The sequence below is a fragment of the Microbulbifer sp. ABM4_008 genome (assembly GCF_056311705.1).
In genome coordinates, this window is sequence record NZ_CM149970.1 from 1,891,132 (window position 1) to 1,907,679 (window position 16,548).

Genomic DNA, 16,548 nt, shown 5'->3' on the forward strand with positions numbered 1-16,548 from the left:
GACTAACGCTTAGGTGGTTGATTCAAGGCTGCGCCTGCGGCTTCTGTGAAGCCCTCGAAAATCTCCCACTGTATGGTGATTAATTTTCCAGTGCGTATACATCGCGCATAAATAGAGTTATCGAGCGGCCAGTTGTAGTGCACGAGGGGTTGATAGAGATCCAGTGCACGCTGGGCACAGCTATTCATGGAAAAGTCCTGGGCCGTAATTCTGGCTTCCCTGATCATCTGCTGGCGGCGGTCATCAGGCAGGTTGTGGAACCAACGTATCGCCGCCACAAAATCATTCAGCGATTCTTTGGTTACCAGGCAGCCGTTAATACCTTGCTTCAATATATCTCTCGATCCATTGGCTTCCAGGGCGATCACGGGAACTCCAGAGGCCATTGCCTCAGACAGCACTAGACCTTGGGTTTCAGTAGTGGAAGTAAATAGAAAGGTGTCCATCGCGCTGTAGACATCCCGGCGGGCATCGCCAATGACTTTCCCTGGCATATGTACACGTTGCATTAATTTTTTGTCGGTAAAAAACTGCTGGAGCTGATCTTCCAATGGGCCGCTGCCAGCGAGAAGAAAGTGTGCGGATGGATACTCCTGTAAAAATTTGGCGACGGCCTGACAAAGAAAAACCAAGTTTTTTTCCTTCCCAAAGCGGCCCAAGTGTCCCAACAAGAATGCTGATGCGGGTATTTTCAGTTTTTTCCTGAGCTTATTTCCTTTTCCATGGGCGTATTGCTCTGGGTGCACTCCCGTAGGGACTTCCGCGATTGGAGTTTGTACCCCTCGCTCCCGGAGAAGTCTCACAATACTCAGGCTTGGGGCTAAGACCAGATTTGCTTTATTGGCGAAGCGGGTGGCAACTTCCATTACAAAGCGTTTGAGTGCTTGTGAATCTCCCATCAAATTGTGGGTGTAGTGCTCGTACAATGTGTGATGGGTAAAAACGAGCGGTAGCTCGCGCTCTCGCGAAATACGTAGGGCAGTCAGCCCCAGGAGAAAAGGGTGGTGGGCATGGAGGATATCCGGACGGAATTTATCCAGCGCATCATTCAAGACGCCTGAGAATGGCAGTGCCATGGAAAAGTCGGTGCCATTAAAATTCTGGATGGAGTGAATTCTCAGTACATGTTCTTCATCGTCAGACTTTTGCGGGAACTCAGGTGCGATCACCAGTACTTTGTGCCCACGTTTGCGATATTCCTCACTAAACGCGGCGACCGAGTGTGCAACGCCGCCCACGTGAGGTAAGTAGGTGTTGGTGAGCATCACGATATTCACTTGGGGCTCAACTCCACACTCTGCGATTCGTCGGTGATCAGCACTGGCCGGAAGCCGATGGCCTTAATGGCGATAGGTGGGGGCTTCCCATGCCAATCGGCAGCCCAAGAGACCGTTGGCGTGGAGCCAGGTTGAATTTCCAGGGTAACTAAGCCAAACCGGGTTGGAGCGGGCCCAAAGCGGATGGGCTGATCTGAGTCAGTACCTTTGAGCCACTCGGGGGGGAGCCCGGAGATGAGAACCAGTGCGTCCTGCTCTTCGCGGACGAAGCAATTGCGTTGCATCGCCACCCACTCAGCCGCTGCCCAGGCGTGCTGTCCATCCCCCATACATCCGCCGAGAGAATGGGGGTGGATGGCTTCCGGCCATTGCCCTGTTGGCGATGCCAGTTCTGCGACACTGCGCATAAGGTCAATACAGCGGGCATCTCCAGCCCGAAGCAATATCTGGGCAATGTGGAGAGTGAGGTAGGCGTTAATGCCGGAATGGATCATGTCCTGGAAAAACCCGCCGCTCACAAAGCACTTTTCCATCAGGTATTCAGCCAGGTCTACCAGCCTCGGGTCCTCTGGTGGGTAGAGTTGCAAGGGATAGCCTGCGGCGATCGATCCTACGGCACCGGCATCCAGGCGCCGGTTTGGTGAGGCTGGCATCGCGGGGCGGCCCAGGCGGTCCTGTGCATCCTGCAAGCTTTGATCAATAGTGCGCTGGAAGTCGCTGGCCGCGGTATTGAAGCGATGGGCGTTGTCATCCATACCTTCGCGCGTGCAAATACTGGCGGCACTCTGCAGACCGGCGACGCCCCAGAAGTCGTCCCAGTAGTAGCAGTCGTTGGGCCCCAGGTGTTCTGCACTGAATCCCGCAGGGAGCAGGCCCCCACAGGGGCTACCATCATTCGGCAGGCGCTTGTTGATAATCCATTTGGCACCCCTGACGACAGGCTCGCACCACGGCTGCTTTAAGGGTTTGCCGGTTAATTCACAGTAGAGATTGAAGATCCAAAGGGCTTCACCATTGGAGTCCCACTCGCCGTCCTGGGAGTGAAAAAAACCATCCCGCTTTTGCCGGTGGGGAAATTGCTCCAGAGCTCTTTCTGCACGGTCTGTCAGTCCGGCATAAAGCAGCGATTGAATCATAAATGCCGCGTCCCGAAACCAAAACCGTTTGTAGGTGTAAGGGCCTGGGTAGACATCTTTGGGAGAATGGAGAATAAGGGTGCGTATTGCTGAGTCGTAGAGAAACTGAAACTTTTCGTCGGGAACGGTCAAGGCGCAGTGACCTTCCAGCACGTGTTCCCAGCAAAGGGGAGAGCGCTGCTTACTCTCCTCTGTGACCAGGGGAATAGCAACCTCAATCTTGCGGGATTTTCGGTCTTCGATACGAAACATAGCAGCAGCGGAGGCCATGCCAATATCGCAGAGCCCCTCGCGATTGCTCTCTTTGTCTCGGAGATGGAGGTAGATATCGCCACGCTTGTAATTGGATGCCAGGTGTTTGTCCACCGGTTGACTGAACTCCACTGCAGACTTGTCTTCAATAAGCCAATTGCGCCCGCTATCGCCCAGGCGAACCTTGTGAACAAAGCTGACGCCCTCCGGATTGCAGGGGCGCAAGACCACCATTAACCAGCCGCCTCCCGGGCACTGGGCATTGAGTTCAAGCACACTGCGGGGGTGGCCTTGGAGCAGGCTCACTGAGGCCCTATTGTGCAACTTCAGACCCCGACGATGGGATTCGGTAACTATTGCAATATCATCTCCCAGTTCCTGGTGCTGGTTGCAGAAGCCGAGGGTGGAAGGCATTAGCTCTTCACCGCTATCACTGATGACCCAGACATCGATAGACCAGCCATCGTAGTGGGGTGTAAGCAGGCCTCGGGGGTCGACAATTGGCAATTCTTCGCAGTCTGGTATACCTACAGCGGTCCAATTGCGGTGGCTTAAATTGCAGTGGCTAATGGAAAAAGCCCGGGGGATAAACGACTTGTCATAGGGATCAAACTGGCGCTGAATCCAGTAGGGCCACACCCAGTCCAGGTTGTGTTGTATGACTTTGCTGTTGATCAGTGCTCGAGCGTGAAATACCGCCCCTGCGCGTAGCAGCTCGATGGGTTCACTCACCTCTGAAGGCTCGGCAAAGCGCTGTAAATGCGCCATCAATGTGAGTGGATCAAGGAAACCGTGAGCGGTGGCAAAGCGGCGTACGAAGAAGCGCCAGGGTAGCCATTTCATCCAAGGCATCAGAGGTCCTCTTCTTTAATAATTCTTTTCAAAGCTCGGCGAGCCATTCGGGTGAGCCCAATTAGTGCGATGACGGCCAGGGCGAATCCGGCAATATAAAATCCCCATTGAACGGGAGTGCGCTCTTCAACCTTGCCCAGGGAGGTGAGGTCTGCTGCGATGGAGCCGATGTAAACGTTGTGCAATGTAAGGGGGATAATTCCAAGGAAATTTCCGATCACAAAGTCACGCAGTCGAACTGGAGTCAGTCCAAAGAAGTAGTTCGACAACTTGAAGGGAAATAGGGGAACCAGTCGGGTCAACATGATCATTTGCCAGCCCTCGCGACGAATCACTTCGCCAACAGTCGCGGGCTTGATATGAGACATAACCCACCGAGAGGGCTTCTCGCCAAGAAGGTAGCGGGCGATAAGAAATGCGAGGGTTGCCCCAAGTACGGTGCCGGCAATAACCAGTAGAGTTCCTTTTATAACGCCAAATACGAACCCCGCCCCCATGGTAAAAATGACGCCAGGGAGTAAAAAGACGATTGCTGCGGCCACAATTAAGATAAATAGCAAACTTGTCTGCCAGCCCTGCTCATTGAGCCACTGCATCAGCTCAATAATCTGATCATCCAGGTCAAAATAAACCAATAAGCTCAACACCCCAGCCACGGCGATAGTGCAAACCGCGAGAATCAATAGAGGAATAAACTTCACCGCCATAGGGTTTTCCACGGAACCAAAGAAATACGGTTTTGATTGCCGCCATTAACTAGCCTAGCTAAAGGATCACGACAGGTGATGCTTCTTTATGGCGTCTACACAGTTTCTGTTCGGAAAACTGATGGGAGGGGGCTGCCCGCTCTAAGAGGTGCTGGTGTTTTCGAAAATGAATCTCTAGTCGCCAGTCGGTGGAATATAAACTTACTAAGTTATTAAAAATATGAATATTGTCCAAGGGGATAAATAGGAATCCGCCAGTCTGGGGCCAGCAGTCCGGGCAGTGGCTGTCAACAGATATACTTACTCGATCCTAAATTTATTTGCGCAGTGAGCAGATTTAAATTGTTGCTGGAAATAGAGGTGGCCGTTGTTCGAGTGCGCGCTCGCAATACTGCTGACTGGCGGCGGAGCCTGGAGCTATGCCAGCGAGCCGGTTTTGACCCTGGAAGATGCCGTCGATTTGGCAGTGACAGCTAATTTACGGGTTCAGGCGGCTGCGCTTGAAGTTAATGAGGTTTGGGATGACGTCGAGGCATTAAAAACAAAGCGCTATCCCCGGCTGGAAATGAATGCAGGGATAATCGACAACCTAACACGCCAGAGGTACACCTTTGATCGTGGCGTTTTTGTGCAGAATTCTCCGATAGGCCCTATCCCCCCTAGGGATATAGAGATCACATCAGAGGAAGGTGTGACCAAGACCTTCTCCGTCAGCGCGACTCAACCTATCACACAGTTGTACACCATAGAGCTAGAGATTTGTGAGGGCTACGTTGTCACTGAAATGGCAGAGGAAAAGGTTCGCTTGGTGCAGCAGGATATAGGCTACCTCACCAAGATCCAGTATTTTGAAATTGGCAGAATCCTTGGTGATTTACAGGCCGTAGATGAAGCCATTATCTTCCTTACCTCATTGAGTGAACTTGTAGGGAATTATGTTGCACAACAAGTTGCCCTCGAGTATGAACTTTTGGATGTGCGAGCACGCCTGGCCCAGCGCAGGCTGGAGCGCCAGCGCCTTACCGATGAGATGGCGACAGCGAAGGAGCGTCTCAATGCGTTGATGGCCCGGGATGTTGAGACCCCCTTCAATATTCAGAGCCTTCCAAACCCACATCATTTAGCGTTCGATGTCGAAACCTCTTTAGGGCTTGCCTTTGAGCAGCGTCCAGATCTCGCGGAATCAGAGTTGTCGATTGAGCGGGCTGAATATAGCTACGATGTGAAAAAGTCCGAGTACATCCCCGATATCGATTTGAATATTGAGTACCTAAAGCTCTATGACGTCAGGTTGATACCCGATGCCGAAGCTTTTATTGCCCTGGAAATGCGCTGGGAGTTTTTTGATTGGGGGCGGAAACGGGATGAACTGTCCAGTCGTGCCAATAAAATTCTTGAAGCGGAAAAAAAGTCTGAAGAGGTTCGAAATCGAATAGAAATAGAGGTTCGTGAGAGTTTGCGTCGCTTGCGTACTTCTCAGGAGTCTGTGGGCGTTGCGCGGGAATTACAAGCGGCCTATAGGGAGAAAGTACGGGTAATGACAAATCGTTACCGCGAACAAGCTGCTGTTCTGAGTGATGTCCTGGAGGCGGAAAAACAGCTTTTTCGTGCGAATAGCGACTACAACCGCGCGATACTGTCTGTTTGGGGGTCCCTGGCGGAATATGAAAGGTCGGTGGGGGAGGTGTGATAAATGCGCGTTATCAGCCTCTATATTATCGCTATATTAGTGGTCGTCGGTGGTTGCCACCGCCAACCACCGGAGAGAAAGCCCACACCGGTGGAAGTTTTTGTTGCCCGCTCGCAAGACGCAGCAGCTGGTTATCCTTACTCCGCAGTCGTCAATCCTCATACGCAAGTTGATGTGGCATTTCGTACAGAAGGCTATGTGCGTGTAATTCCCTCTCGAAAGGCGCTCGGGCAGACGCGTTTACTGCAAGGAGGGGACTACGTTAAACGCCATGAAGTACTGGCTAAGATTGATGACGAGCAATATAGAGATCGCGTGGTAGAGGCCGCTGCAAATGTGAGTAAAGCGGAGGCAGAACGGCGTAAAGCTGATCTCAATTACAAACGGGCAACTGCGCTTTTTGCCACTGCCAGTATTACCGCTCCTGATTACGATTCAGCTAGGGAAGAGTATGAAATTGCGCAGGCTTCGGTGGTCGGCAGCAAGGCCCACTTAGATCGGGCAGAGGAAGAGTTGCAAGATACGGTACTGCGCTCCCCGCTTACCGGAATTATCCTGCAGCGCAATATTGAAGTGGGGACTTTGGTTCATTCGCAGTCGGTTGGTTTCGTTGTGGCCGACATCTCCCGAGTTAAGGTGGTGTTTTCAGTGCCTGACATAGTGTTGAGTTTTGCGCCTCTGGGAAGTGTGGTGTCATTGCGCACAGAGTCTCTGCCAGACCTTACATTCAAGGGGATGATCACTGAAGTTTCGCCCATGGCTGACCCCCGCACCAGAGTATTTGCGATTACGGTTACCGTTGACAACCCTAAGGCGCAATTACGGGTAGGAATGATTATGTCTTTGGCCTTGGATAAAATACCGATACCTCCAGATAGGGTCGTTATACCTCTCTCATGTTTAGTAGCCCATCCTGGTAAATCTGAAGGGTTCGCTGTATTTGTACTGGAAAATGATGGGAAGGTCTTGCGCGCAAAACTAAGAAAAGTTCTCCCGGGGCAAGTAGTTGGCAATGATATTGTCATTATCCAAGGGTTAACCGAAGGTGAGGAGGTTGTATCAACCGGTGCTGCCCAGCTCAGAGATGGGGAAGCCATAATTGTCGTGCCTTGAGGGCTAGGGAATGGCAGATCAGGAAGAAAAAAGACAGGCGGAAATTATTGAGGCGGAAAGTCACCACCGCTTCAATACTGCCCGCTTTTTTGTAGACAATCCAAGTATTTCCGCTGCATTACTGGTTACTATCCTGATATGGGGGGTAGTTGCATATCTCTTTATGCCGAAAAGCAAAGATCCAGATATTCCTGTGCGTATTGCTGTAGCAACAACTCATTGGCGTGGACAATCTGCAGTAAGAGTTGAAGAGTTGGTAACTCGAAAAGTTGAAGAGGCGATAGCGCAGAGTGAATATCTTCACGAGCCAGACTCAAGGACCTTTGCAATAAAGTCCCTTACATTAAATGGTGTCTCTATCGTACAAGCGCAGTTGGCACCGAAAACCGATGTTACCAAGGCATTTAATGATCTTAATCTGAAGCTGATTGATGCTCAGCAGCAATTGCCATCTGGAGCTAGCAAAATTTCTCTGAACTCGGAGTTTGGTGATACTGCAGCTATATTACTCAGTGTTGCTAGCCCCCGTGCAGGGCCAACTGAAATTACATTACGTGCGGAGGATATTAGGGAAGGTATTTCAGAGGTTCGAGGGCAAGAGTCAAATAGTAAGGGACGGGTGAGCATTGTTGTTGCCCTTCCTTTGTCTTTAGCAGATACGTACTCTGCTACAGGCCTATGGATTTTTGCTAACTGGCTGGAGGCCCAAGGATACGGAACGAATTTTGAAGTATTAAATGGGGCTGGCTACCTTGGGGTGGATTTTTTATCTGATAAAAGTAACAGTGAAATACTAGCGGCTACCAAGCTCTACCTATCCGATAGGCTAAGTGCCCAGCGCTTTTTTCCCGATGCTTGGGACCCTTTCGTAGTTCGTAACCTAGCCAATACTCGTGACAACTTAATGAAAGTGGCAGGTGCGAAATATAGCTATCGTCAACTTGATGATTTCTCTGATCTTATTGCAGCAAATATAAGAGCCATTCCTGAAGTGAAAAGGGTGTTAAGAACTGGTGTGCTGACTCAGGAAGTGAAACTTCTGTATTCGCAGGAGAGGTTGGCCTCCTATGGGCTGCGACCGGATATGATTGCCCCTGTTCTCAATGCCCGCAATACAACTATTCCCGGCGGCACCATTATTTCGGATGATCTGGGTATCGCGATTATGCCCAGTGGTGAATTTAATAACCATGAAGAAATTGCCAATGTCCCGGTAGCTTTGAGTGATACAGGAACGCCGGTATATTTGCGAGGAATTGTCGATATTATTATGGGGTATCAAGCACCACCGCCCCTGTTAAATTACTACGTAAATAAAGATGAAAATGGAGACTGGCAGCGTAGTCGCAGCATTAACCTCTCTGTGCAGATGCTGGATGGCAAACAAATAGGAGAGCTTGGTCGCAATGTTAGCACAGTCTTGGAAAAGGTTAAGGTTGATTTACCAAAAGACCTTATTATTGAAAGAGTTTCTGATCAGCCGCGTCAAGTGCGAGAGAGTGTAAGCCTCTTTCTAGAAGCTTTGATAGAGGCGATTATTTTAGTTGTGATAATTGCATTTATCGGGTTTTCAGATTGGAGATCTGCTGTACTGTTAATGATATCTATACCAGTAACACTGACAATGACCTTTGGATTTATGCAGCTGCTGGGGATAGATATTCAACAGGTGTCAATTGCTGCGTTGATAATAGCTCTGGGCCTTTTGGTAGATGATCCAGTAGTGGCGAGTGACGCGATTAAACGACAAATGGCATCCGGTAAACCCTCAATTATTGCTGCTTGGTTGGGCCCAACTTTGCTGGCTAAGGCGATTTTTTTTGCGACATTGACAAATATTGTTGCGTATTTGCCGTTTTTATTGCTAACGGGTAACCAGGGAGATTTTCTACATAGTCTTCCTGTTGTGATGGTTTGTGCTTTGGTTGCATCCCGCATTGTTTCCATGACATTTATCCCTTTTCTTGGGAATACGTTATTACGCCCGCCGGATCAAACGGAGCGCAGTTTGGAGGTGCGGCGGAAAGAGGGGCTTACCGGGCACTACTACCGAACAGCAGATTGGGCTATTAGTAACAGAAAGATTGTTATATTAATTGCTTTAGGCATCCTTGTATTGGGTGTTGTTATAAAAAGCCAGTTGAGGAATGCATTCTTTCCCGCTGATGTTCAGTATTTATTTTATGTTGATATCTGGTTGCAAAATGATGCGAGTATTGATGCAACGGATAATGTAGCAAAGGTCGCAGAGGAAATAATTAGAGAAACTATCGAAGAGTATCAGCGGGAGCATGTAAAAAATAGTGACGGACCCATATTGGAGGGGATTAGCAGCACTTTAGGTGGTGGAGCGCCACGTTTTTGGTACACCTCCAATCCTCAACAAAAGCAATCCAATTATGGGCAGATTATCGTTCGATTAAGTGATAAGTATCTGACACCTATTCTGGTTCCAATTATCCAGGCTGCTCTTTCTGAACGAATTCCTGGAGCGGAGTTAGATGTTCGCCAGCTACAAACAAGTACAGTTGATCACCCTGTTGAGATAAGAGTTTCTGGGCGAGTTGCTGTTGGGTCTTTGGAGGAGGAGAAGGATATAGCACTTCTGCGAGAATATGCTGAAAAAGTTAAAGAAATTATTGAGAAGTCTCCCTATGCTCGCGTGGTTCGCGCTGATTGGGCAGGAAAAAGTCTAGTAATGAATATGAATGTGCTAGAAGATCGAGCTGAGATGTCGGGCGTAACCAATGCTGATATCGCTCTGGCATCGTCTTCAGGTTTTACTGGGTCTACAGTGGATACCTTGCGTCAGGGAGATAAGGAAATACCTATTGTTGCTCAGCTTCGATTGGCGGAACGTGGACAGTTGGAGGATGTCAATAATCTATATGTATTCGCATCTGATAGCGATATTCATATTCCATTGCGACAAGTGGCAACCACTTCCATTCTCTTTTCGACAGAAAGAATATATAGATTGGAAAAGTTTCGAACGATTACTGTTTATGCATTTCCATATTCCGGGTTCATTTCATCAGATATTATGTCTGGTGTTCAAAAAGAGTTAAAAGAACTCTCAAATTCTTTGCCTGCTGGATATCAATTGCAGATATCTGGAGATGCAGCCAGTACTCGTCATGGATTCCTGCAATTACTAATGATCATGGCTGTTTCCTCCAGTGCAATATACCTTGCTTTGGTATTCCAATTTAGTAGTTTGATAAAGCCTCTGGTAGTGTTCGCCACGGTTCCATTAGGTATGGTGGGTGCACTAGTAGCGTTGTTTATATCTGGTCAGCCATTTGGCTTTATGGCGTTTTTAGGGATAGTGAGCCTAATAGGCGTCATTGTCAGTCATATTATTGTCCTATTTGATTTTATTGAGATGCGTCATACTGCAGGAGATTCGCTTCGTCAGGCATTACTTGATGCAGGTATTCTTAGACTGCGCCCCATTTTAATCACTATTGCAGCGACGACCTTCGCCTTAATCCCCTTAGCTATTCACGGAGGCCCCCTCTGGCGGCCATTATGTTTTGCGCAAATTGGCGGCCTTATCTTGGCCACTTTTGGAACACTATTTTTGGTGCCGGTCATCTATACAACTATGGTAGAGGACTTAAAATGGATTAAGTGGATTGAGCGTAAGCCAAAGAAAGGGAGCGATCCCAGTGACTTGGTGACTACCTAAGTCATGTTTTCCCTTCCCTGGGGCATGCTGTAGAGATTCGATGGCGCCTTCAGGTAGTAATACTATTGGCCGGAAGGAAAAGGCTACTTACTGAATATCAGTTGTAAATTACCACTGATATGCTCAGAGAATTGTCACTTAATGCAGCGCAGCTGGATAGTGAAAAGGCTATGTTTTGATCCTGCAAACTCGACAACTGCTAGGATCAAAATGCGCCTATTAATGAAAATCCTGATACCGGCAAAGGCCGGCAACAAGTCCATTGCTGATGATAGTATGTCTGTAGCGATGAATGATTTTATCGCCTCAGCCAATCCTGAGGCTTCCTACTTCTTTTTGGAGCAAGGAAAGCGTGCAGCAATTTTTATCTTTGAGGAGAACTGTCAAGATCAGTTGATGACCTATAATGAAAAATTTTTTGCGGCCTTTGATGCTGAAATATGGATCACTCCGACCTTAAACCTTAAGGAGTTGCAGTTGAATTTATAGGCATTTTTTATGGTTGCAGTTTCTGACTTGAAAATCTGTCAGAACATCGCAATTTTGCCTGCTTAATTCTGTGGGATATTAGAAGGTAAATATATTATCGATTTTTTTTGTGTGTTCTGGTGGGGCTGTCAGCGTATTAAAGGGGTGCTTGTTACGCAGTGCTGAGAAGTAGGGCAGAGGGAGTTTGATGTTCGATGAGAACCCTATTTGAGAACGTATTTGAAGTTATTATTCCCGTATTTATCTGCGTTCTTATTGGATACCTGTTTGCAGCAAGTAAGCAAGAATTAAATTCCAAAATGGTATCCAAATTAATGGCCCATATTGGTTATCCGGCGCTGATATTGGATCATATGCTGGGCCAGCAGATAGTATTGGGTAGATTTCTATGGATGCTGTTGGCCGCCTTCCTGATGTACTCGTTGATGTCAGTGCTAGCCCTTCTATTCTTATCTTTATTTAGGCAAAATATACGTACTTACTTTTCTTGTCTAAGTATGAACAATGTAGGCAATATCGGCCTCGCAGTATGTGCGTTAGCATTTGGACATGCGGGAGTTCTATACGGAATTGCTTTTGTTGTTGTGGGAATGATTTTTTTCTTTGTGGTTGCTCCTGGAGTAACATCGGGTAGCTGGTCGGCCAAGGAAATTATGCTTAGCCCAGCAATTTACAGTGTGGTTTTTTCTATAGTCGCATTGATTTTCAATATAAGTTTACCAAAGCCCGTTATGTCATCTCTTAATATTTTGGGCGGTATGGCAATCCCTCTAATGTTGTTGACCCTCGGACATAGCTTGGCCCAAATTAAGCTGGGTGATACTAAGATTGGATTGGTCTTTGCTATTGGGCACATAATTCTCGGTGGCGCCGTCGCGCTTATTTTGATAAATCTGTTTAACTTTACGGGTGCTATGCGAGGGGTGCTTATTCTGCAATCCCTTATGCCATGCGCTGTTAGTACTTACCTCTGGATATCTATTCATCGCCCCCAAGATACCCCGAAGATATCCGGTATTATTTTCCTCTCAACTATTATGAGCATTTTTATTTTGCCTGTTGTGTTGACTTATTGGGTACAGTAGTTCATAGCTAGTGCCTGAGCTTCAGGCTATTTGGGAGTGATAAGGTGGTTCACTAAACTTCTGTGTGTTGTTCATTTGGCCTTCACAGTACGGAATTCACAGCCGTAGGTAGATTATTTAGGGAGGCTCCAGACTTAAATGCCAACACAGATTTTGACTGGGCGGCCACTCTTGCTGCTGTTGACGTTGCTACTTTTCATGCTGGCTGTGCCACTTCTTGTTATTGCAACTCCCCATCCTCCAGGGCTATTAACCAGCTCCAATGATGATCAATATGCTAATGAGGAGCTATTGGGAGTTACATTTTTTCGAATGCTCCATCTGGATAGTACTATGGATAAGCAGGTGCGCCCGGATAGAAAAATCCAAACACCACCGATCCGCCACTTTGAAGGTGCTACTGCCAAGAACTTTCAGGAAAAGATAGCCCATAAAAAATACCACCAGATTTGTGATCGTCAGTCACCCAAAGGGTTGTCTCTTTGCGAGGAGGCGAACTGGAAGTACAAGCAAGCGAAAGCCTGTTTACAAGCCAGGGAAGCCTGGGAGGCCCGCTGGGGCAGGCCGGATACTCAAGCTCCACATGGGAGAGCCCTGAAGAATGTCCGGGCTCGGCTTAAAAATGCTATTACTGACAAAGAGCGCCTTTGTGGTATTGAATAGAGTTCTAATAGCCAGCGATGCTTGGATAGTTTGTCATGCTCACTATGTAGTTGACGAGATAAAGGTGTGTCGAAAAAGTGGTCCGTGTAAACTAACGTGAATTCTACAGCTGAGAAATAGGCCCCCATTGAAAGGACGTATATTACTAACCGGCGCTAGTGGCTTTGTGGGAACCGCACTCTTGCCGCAGCTTCACAAAGACGGTTACCAGGTTTTGCCGGTGTATCGCCGCGATGTTGAGGGTGGCTTTCAGATCGGTGACCTGTCAAGCAATACGGATTGGGCACAGGCGCTTGTCGATATAGATACAGTCATTCACACCGCTGCGCGCGTCCATGTAATGGAGGAGACCTCTGCTAACCCTCTGGACGAATTCCGTCGGGTGAATGTCGGGGGTACTATCAAGCTGGCACAGCAGGCGGCTTCATCCGGTGTTAGACGTTTTATTTATCTTAGTTCTATTAAGGTTAACGGGGAGTCTACCGACAACCGCTTGCCATTTAATGCGGATGAACAATGTGATCCTACGGATCCCTATGGGATTTCAAAGAAAGAGGCCGAAGACGCACTGCTTGAGCTGGCTGAGTCTACGGGGATGGAAGTTGTTATTATCCGACCACCTCTGGTCTATGGCCCTGGGGTCAAGGCGAACTTCCAAGCGATGATGCGTTGGCTTACCAAGGGGATCCCGCTGCCACTAGGGGCTATTCATAATCGCCGAAGCTTGGTATCTATCGGCAATTTGATCGACCTGATCCGCGTTTGTATTTCTCATCCCAATGCGGCAAACCAGGTATTTCTGGTGTCCGATGATATGGATGTATCGGTAACAGATTTGTTGCGTGGTTTATCCCATGCCATGGGATGTGATGCTCGACTATTGCCTCTTCCCCAATTCGCACTCACCAGTGCGCTGAAGCTAATAGGAAAGGGGGCAGTTGCCGAGCGCTTGTGCGGTTCACTACAAGTGGATATCACTAAAACCAAAGAGTTACTTGACTGGACCCCCCCGGTGGCCTTAGGTGAAGGTCTGGCGGAGACGGCACAGGCATATTGCCAGGCAGGAAGCTCTCAGACCCCGCAAAAGAGCACTTAGTCAACATTTATTGCCTACGGAGAGGGGTAGTCACCCCTCGTAATTGGCAACCGCAGCGTAAAAACCAAGCAAGTAGGTTGCTGGAACCTCAATGGTAGAGCTGTGCCCGGATCTTGCTCTCAGTTTAAGTTTGAGTTTATCTCGATTGCGCACCGAAGCCTGTATTTGTTCCTCAGTGAGAGCAATATCCAGAATCTCTTCAAGCATACATTCATTGCCACTTACGCATTGAAGGACATTTTTGTTAATAGGGGCTGTCTCTACTGGTTGTCCGCCATTTAACTCCGCAGACTCATAGTGACGCCACGCCTTGCGATAGGTGATATGGATCTGTAGATGGTACTTCGTTGGCTCGTTAGCAGCGGGTTCAAATGCGCGGAGGTTGTAGTAGTAGAGGTTCAGGTCAGAGCCATCAGTAGTGGCCTGTAATTTCGGCCCTGAGAACTGAGTACCAGAATTTTCCCCACTAGCTTGTATAGATACCGCCTGTCTGATTTCCCCTGCCGTTTTTTCCGAGAGCTGAGTGACTGAACTACAGCCAGCCAATAAAACCGCTGCCAGAGTTAGTGTGAATTTGGTCATGGGTCTTCCCTGTTTTCTTTTCACTTCTTTTGGGGCGGAAGTATCGCATAGTTGGAGTGCTGGCTGAAACTCAAGGTTGTCGTTTAGCTGGGTTCTCTCTGAAGTCGTTATGCAAATGTACGAGTATGCGAGTGATTTATCAGAGGGGCAGGGTGGCACCAAAAGATAATCTGCAGCAAGTGTTATTTGGGGGGATTATTTAAGGTGTGACAGATACGGTGAAACATACCTTTATCAGGCTAGGCTAGTTAATGGTAGAGAGAGATAATTAGTCTTGATGAATTAACTGGGAGAGGTTTCACTAGTTGGTAAACTCTTCTGAGCCAATGCAAGGCATAGTTCCTTCATGTTCTTCACGAATCCACCTATTACAGCTGTAGTTCTGTAGTATAAACCCCATATCCAACCGATGATACCTGGCAAATAGTGCGGCTAGTAGAGCGGGCTGTGCCGGGGCTATTTCGACAGGTTTGTCGATTCTTTAAAGCTGGAGTGGAGTTAATTCCCTGTTCATTGGGGCGAGGTGATTTGTTTTGCTTGGGGCAGCCATTTAAGGCCAGTAAAATTATGCAAACCATTGATTGAATTGACCAGCGTATTGGCCGAAGAGCACTATTTCTAGGGGGAAGGGTATCCAAAAGAATTGGAAAATGCGGTAACAGTATAAGCTTTCGGCTTACACGACTCGGCGGGATGAACTGCCTGAGCTTTTCATCTGTTGGTTAGTTCTACCTTGCCGCAAATGCCTTCAAGATTAGTAGCTCCGATTTGCTGCATAACCTGAGTTAACTGAGCTTTAAGTAGGTAAATTGCATGATTGGCTCCTTCATTGCCAAGGGCACAGACGCTATACATAAAAAATCTTCCCAGAAAGCAAAAGTTTGCCCCTAGGCCACAAGCACTTGCGATATCCACACCGGATCTGATTCCACTATCGATAGCCAAGGAAATCCTATCCTGATAGCTGGAAAACCGTCCCAGTAAGGGGAGAGTCGCTTCGCCTAAATCAAGTTGCCGTGCACCGTGATTGGATAAAATGACTCCATCTGCCCCGAGTTTAATCGCTTGTTGAAGATCGGGTTCACTCATTATCCCTTTAATAATAAGTTTATGGGGCCATAGATCTCTTATGCGTTTTACACTGTCAAAATCCAGTGGGCCCATAGTTGTGGTGTTCATAAACTCGGTTAGTTCAAGTTTTTTGTTATCGGTATCAATGTAAGGCTCTAGATTTTTAAATTTAGGGAGACCGTATCGCAATGTAGATAGGCTCCAATTTGGCCTGAGTATCGCTTGCCAGATGTTTTTTACATTCAACTTCGGTGGCATTGCCAACCCGTTGTGGAAGTCTCTGGGGCGTAAGCCAAATGTAGGAACATCAATGGTAATGACTAAATGTTGATATTGGGCAGAGGTTAGTCGGGATAACAGGTCAGAAAGAATGGCTGGGTCTGTTGGGTTGTAGAGTTGGTACCAGGCTGTTCCCTGTGAGACTTCAGAAATTCGCTCTAGTGCTTCTGAGGATACAGTGCTGAGAATGAATGGGATATTGTGCTCGTATGCAGCTTTAGCGAGTATGACAGGTGCATTTGGCCACATAAGCCCCTGTAGCCCTATGGGGGCTATGCCAAATGGAGCACTGTATAACTTCCCAAGAAGCTCACAGTTTAAATTCGGAGTAGAGTTTGGACGGATATATTGGGGAGTGAATTTTACGGAGGCAAATGCTTGGCGATTGCGGCATAAGCCAATATCATCCATACAGCCCTCTATTAAGTACTCATAGGAGAATTTTGGAACTCTCTGCTTTGCGCGATTTTTTAGCCTTTGGGAGCTTGCGAAGTGGCGATTGAATCCATTGCTGCAGTTGGTCACACTTAGCTCCTAGGATTGTTATTGACTCAAGATTAGTTAG

The 16,548-nt window shown here is 47.9% G+C and carries 12 protein-coding genes; 7 read left to right on the forward strand and 5 right to left on the reverse strand.

Annotation, left to right across the window (positions count from 1 at the left end; genetic code table 11):
* Positions 1 to 2: 2 nt before the first annotated feature.
* The 3 genes from ACYX4J_RS08330 to ACYX4J_RS08340 are packed head-to-tail and all read right to left on the reverse strand — an operon-like array spanning position 3 to position 4,224.
* A complete protein-coding gene (locus tag ACYX4J_RS08330; protein WP_444914052.1) occupies positions 3 to 1,277 on the reverse strand; it encodes a glycosyltransferase in 1,275 nt (424 codons plus the stop codon).
* Positions 1,274 to 3,517, reverse strand: coding sequence for a glucosidase family protein (locus ACYX4J_RS08335; RefSeq protein WP_476178348.1), 2,244 nt, complete (start codon positions 3,515 to 3,517; stop codon positions 1,274 to 1,276). The genes ACYX4J_RS08330 and ACYX4J_RS08335 overlap by 4 nt, the downstream gene beginning before the upstream one ends.
* Positions 3,517 to 4,224 carry a TVP38/TMEM64 family protein gene (locus tag ACYX4J_RS08340; RefSeq protein WP_444897631.1) on the reverse strand — a complete coding sequence of 236 codons (708 nt, stop codon included), beginning with the start codon at positions 4,222 to 4,224 and terminating at the stop codon, positions 3,517 to 3,519. Before ACYX4J_RS08340 ends, ACYX4J_RS08335 begins: the two co-directional genes overlap by 1 nt.
* A 367-nt stretch (positions 4,225 to 4,591) precedes the next feature.
* Between ACYX4J_RS08340 and ACYX4J_RS08345 the strand changes: the two genes are divergently transcribed.
* The 7 genes from ACYX4J_RS08345 (at position 4,592) to ACYX4J_RS08375 (ending at position 14,051) form a co-directional block, all read left to right on the forward strand.
* A complete protein-coding gene (locus ACYX4J_RS08345) occupies positions 4,592 to 5,914 on the forward strand; it encodes a TolC family protein (RefSeq protein WP_444928124.1) in 1,323 nt (440 codons plus the stop codon).
* A 3-nt stretch (positions 5,915 to 5,917) separates the two neighbouring features.
* A complete protein-coding gene (locus ACYX4J_RS08350; protein WP_476178349.1) occupies positions 5,918 to 7,027 on the forward strand; it encodes an efflux RND transporter periplasmic adaptor subunit in 1,110 nt (369 codons plus the stop codon).
* 10 nt (positions 7,028 to 7,037) lie between these two features.
* Positions 7,038 to 10,718 (forward strand): efflux RND transporter permease subunit, encoded by a 3,681-nt coding sequence (locus ACYX4J_RS08355; RefSeq protein WP_476178350.1) that lies wholly within the window; start codon positions 7,038 to 7,040, stop codon positions 10,716 to 10,718.
* 141 nt (positions 10,719 to 10,859) lie between these two features.
* On the forward strand, positions 10,860 to 11,207 hold the full coding sequence (locus ACYX4J_RS08360) for a hypothetical protein (protein ID WP_444907997.1): 348 nt from the start codon (positions 10,860 to 10,862) through the stop codon (positions 11,205 to 11,207).
* 194 nt (positions 11,208 to 11,401) lie between these two features.
* A complete protein-coding gene (locus tag ACYX4J_RS08365) occupies positions 11,402 to 12,292 on the forward strand; it encodes an AEC family transporter (protein WP_476178351.1) in 891 nt (296 codons plus the stop codon).
* A 138-nt stretch (positions 12,293 to 12,430) separates the two neighbouring features.
* Positions 12,431 to 12,955, forward strand: a complete 525-nt coding sequence (locus tag ACYX4J_RS08370) for a hypothetical protein (protein WP_444897625.1) — start codon at positions 12,431 to 12,433, stop codon at positions 12,953 to 12,955.
* A gap of 127 nt (positions 12,956 to 13,082) precedes the next feature.
* Complete coding sequence (locus ACYX4J_RS08375; protein WP_476178352.1) at positions 13,083 to 14,051, forward strand: UDP-glucose 4-epimerase family protein; 969 nt, start codon at positions 13,083 to 13,085, stop codon at positions 14,049 to 14,051.
* Between the two features lie 30 nt (positions 14,052 to 14,081).
* Here the strand turns inward: ACYX4J_RS08375 and ACYX4J_RS08380 are convergent, their stop codons facing one another.
* Together ACYX4J_RS08380 and ACYX4J_RS08385 are read right to left on the reverse strand one after the other, a co-directional pair.
* Positions 14,082 to 14,633, reverse strand: a complete 552-nt coding sequence (locus tag ACYX4J_RS08380) for a hypothetical protein (RefSeq protein ID WP_444914045.1) — start codon at positions 14,631 to 14,633, stop codon at positions 14,082 to 14,084.
* A 711-nt stretch (positions 14,634 to 15,344) separates the two neighbouring features.
* The gene (locus ACYX4J_RS08385) at positions 15,345 to 16,508 is read right to left on the reverse strand and encodes an alpha-hydroxy acid oxidase (RefSeq protein WP_444959484.1); all 1,164 of its coding nucleotides are present in this window, start codon (positions 16,506 to 16,508) and stop codon (positions 15,345 to 15,347) included.
* Between the last annotated feature and the right edge of the window lie 40 nt (positions 16,509 to 16,548).

Bases quoted from the DNA above. Each gene is read 5' to 3' on its own strand.
- ACYX4J_RS08335 (WP_476178348.1), bottom strand. From the start codon at position 3,517: ATGCCTTGGATGAAATGGCTACCCTGGCGCTTCTTCGTACGCCGCTTT.
- ACYX4J_RS08350 (WP_476178349.1), top strand. From the start codon at position 5,918: ATGCGCGTTATCAGCCTCTATATTATCGCTATATTAGTGGTCGTCGGT.
- ACYX4J_RS08355 (WP_476178350.1), top strand. From the start codon at position 7,038: ATGGCAGATCAGGAAGAAAAAAGACAGGCGGAAATTATTGAGGCGGAA.
- ACYX4J_RS08370 (WP_444897625.1), top strand. From the start codon at position 12,431: ATGCCAACACAGATTTTGACTGGGCGGCCACTCTTGCTGCTGTTGACG.
- ACYX4J_RS08380 (WP_444914045.1), bottom strand. From the start codon at position 14,633: ATGACCAAATTCACACTAACTCTGGCAGCGGTTTTATTGGCTGGCTGT.
- ACYX4J_RS08340 (WP_444897631.1), bottom strand. From the start codon at position 4,224: ATGGCGGTGAAGTTTATTCCTCTATTGATTCTCGCGGTTTGCACTATC.
- ACYX4J_RS08365 (WP_476178351.1), top strand. From the start codon at position 11,402: ATGAGAACCCTATTTGAGAACGTATTTGAAGTTATTATTCCCGTATTT.
- ACYX4J_RS08360 (WP_444907997.1), top strand. From the start codon at position 10,860: ATGCAGCGCAGCTGGATAGTGAAAAGGCTATGTTTTGATCCTGCAAAC.